Here is a 2660-nt window from a genome sequence, read left to right on the forward strand (position 1 = left end):
GTATCGGGACCGGTCTCGCTGGTCCTGCCGGCGGATTCAGCCTGGCTGGAAGGCGGAGAGAAGGGCGGCAAGGCCTCCATTCCAAGTCTGCGGCAGACCTCGAAAGAGAAGATTGATGCAGCGGTGGAGGCGATCGGCAAGGCGAAATCGCCTGTCGTCATCATCAATGGCACGGCGCTCACAGAGGAAGGGCTTGCATCAGCCGCGCGTCTCAAGGTGGCGGGCGTGCGCGTCATGACCGACACCTTCTACTGGAAGATGCGGCGCGGCGCAGGCGTCTTCACGCCGGACCGGATGCAGTATTTCGCTGAGGCCGCCATGGCCGACCTTGAAGGTACAGACCTGATGCTGACAGCCGGCACCTCCCTGCCGGCCGCCTTCTTTGCCTATCCGGGCAAGCCAAGCCTGCTCGTTCCGGAAGGGTGTGAGACGATGGATCTAGGCGGCGCTGATACCGACAGCGCGACAACGCTCGCCATTCTTGCAGATGCGCTAGACGCGAGTGAGAGTGCGCCGCCTGCGGCTCTCGATAAACCGTCAGCACCTGCAGGAGAGCTCAATGCTGCTGCGGTCGGGGCGAGCGTTGCGCGGCACATGCCGGAGAATGCAATCGTGTCGGATGACGGGGTCTCAAACAGCCTGCCGGTCTTCCTCTCTACCCAGAATGCCGAGCCGCACGACTGGCTGATGCTGACCGGCGGCGCCATCGGGCAGGGCCTGCCACTCGCACTTGGCGCGTCTGTCGCCGCGCCGGACCGTAAAATCATCGCGCTCACGGGCGACGGGGCCGGGATGTACACCAATCAGGCGCTGTGGAGCATGGTGCGCGAGGGCTGTGACGTGACCACGATCGTCTTTGTCAATCACACCTATCGCATCCTCAATATCGAGCTGCATCGCACCGGCGCCGGCAACCCCGGGCCGACGGCGAAAGACATGCTGGCGATTGGTGAGCCGGACATTGACTGGGTGAGCCTCGCGCAAAGCATGGGTGTTCAGGCCACGGCGGCAACGACGGCGGAAGAGTTCGATGCGGCCTTCGAGGACGCCATGAAGCAGAAGGGGCCGAAGCTGATCGCGGCGCTTGTGCCGGGGTGATCATCGAGATTTGAAATGGCCAGGGTAATCATTCTCAACGGCACCACCAGCGCCGGAAAGACATCGCTCGCCAAGGCTGTGCAGCGTCTCGCCGAAAAGCCAATCCTCAGGGTCTCAATGGATGATTTTCTGGAGATGATGCCGCCGCGCTACGCCAATCATGCTGAGGCGTTTGAGTTCAGGACTCTTAGCGGCAACGAAGGTCCTGAAGTCGAGATCACGGCCGGGCCTTATGGCATGGCGCTCCTGGAAGGTATGCGGGCATCCGTCGCCGCGCTGGCCGATTCCGGGCTGGACGTGCTGGTCGACGATGTGACGCTCGATGCAAGCGCACTTGATGATTATCGCAGGAAACTCGCCGGCCATGATGCCCACTTCGTCGCCGTGACGTGCAGCCTCGAAACAGCCGAAGCCCGCGAAGTCGCGCGGGGCGACCGTGATATCGGGCAAGCACGCTGGCAGTATAGCCGCGTCCACGAAGGCAAGACGTATGATCTTGAGATCAATACCGATGAGGCCGGGCCGGAGGCATGTGCCCGGCGTCTCATAGACGCCTTCTCACTCTGACAAACCAAAAGGGCGGCGATTGCTCGCAGCCCCTCTGCCAGGCCGAGGCCCGGAGCCTAACCGTCCCTGGTAGATTTAGTCGACGAATTCCCAGCGGTCGCCGCCAACATTACATGCGGTGGCCGGCTCGCTCACGCGCTGGCCGTTGACGTAGCGATCACGGTAGACGGTACGGCACTCGCCGCTGTCATAGCCCGTCGTGTAGCCGGAATTGTAGCCGCTTGTGGTTGCGCCATAGCCCGGATCATACCGGCTGCCATAGAGCTCTTCGCCGGGGCGCACATCGGCATAGCCATTGTTTGAATAGCCGCTTTGCTGGCCGTAGGTGACCGCCTGGGCGTTATTGTTACCCCAGCCATTGCCATAGGCCTGACGGGTCGGCGGGGCGACCTGCATGTTGCCATAGCGCTGGTTCTGGCTCGGCGCATAGGCGCGGGTGTTGCAGTTCGAGGCGCTGCTGGCGAGGGCATTGCCTGCCACGCCGCCGACAATCGCACCGATCACGGCGCCGGCAACCTGGTCGCCATTGTCATTGCCTCTGTGATGGCCGCGTCCGCGATAGCCATGACCATAACCCCGGTCCCAACCACGCGAATAGCGGTGGCCGCGGCGGCGATGGCGATCATCATCATCATTGCCTGCAATCGCAGCGCCAAGCAGACCGCCGGCGATCGCACCGACGACCGTACCCGCGCCCTGGTTTGAGCGGCGTTCAGCCTCGCAATTGGTGTTGTGATAGCTCGGTTGCTGATAGCCATAATCATTATAGCCATTGTCGTAATTCGAGTAGCCATAGCTTTGCGCACCGGCCGGCAGGGCCATGGCGAGTGCGGCAGCGCTACCCAGAATTCCCAGTCTCATCGCGGACATAAAATCTCCTTTCAGCGTCAGGAGGACAAACCTCCTACGTCTTCAGCCTGTACTATAGCAAACCAAGCTGAACGCTGGCTGAAGAGAAAAACATATTATTTTCAGCAAGATATATGCCGCACTGG

Annotated in this window: 3 protein-coding genes; 2 read left to right on the forward strand and 1 reads right to left on the reverse strand. The window is 61.6% G+C overall.

Annotated elements, in window-relative coordinates; all coding sequences use genetic code 11:
• Positions 1-1098, forward strand: a 1098-nt coding sequence (locus tag WA989_RS05340; RefSeq protein ID WP_424339471.1) for an acetolactate synthase large subunit, incomplete at its 5' end; no start/stop codon positions are given.
• A gap of 15 nt (positions 1099-1113) precedes the next feature.
• Positions 1114-1665, forward strand: a complete 552-nt coding sequence (locus tag WA989_RS05345) for a chloramphenicol phosphotransferase CPT family protein (RefSeq protein WP_424339472.1) — start codon at positions 1114-1116, stop codon at positions 1663-1665.
• Between the two features lie 75 nt (positions 1666-1740).
• On the opposite strand, the gene WA989_RS05350 is transcribed toward WA989_RS05345, so the two are convergent.
• Positions 1741-2526 (reverse strand): hypothetical protein, encoded by a 786-nt coding sequence (locus tag WA989_RS05350; RefSeq protein ID WP_424339473.1) that lies wholly within the window; start codon positions 2524-2526, stop codon positions 1741-1743.
• Positions 2527-2660: the final 134 nt, after the last annotated feature.

Origin of the sequence: Henriciella sp., from assembly GCF_049649345.1 — a bacterium.
Lineage (GTDB): Bacteria > Pseudomonadota > Alphaproteobacteria > Caulobacterales > Hyphomonadaceae > Henriciella.

What these genes read in the sequence shown, in the direction of transcription:
- WA989_RS05345 (WP_424339472.1), top strand. Translation starts at nt 1,114, where the DNA reads ATGGCCAGGGTAATCATTCTCAACGGCACCACCAGCGCCGGAAAGACA.
- WA989_RS05350 (WP_424339473.1), bottom strand. Translation starts at nt 2,526, where the DNA reads ATGAGACTGGGAATTCTGGGTAGCGCTGCCGCACTCGCCATGGCCCTG.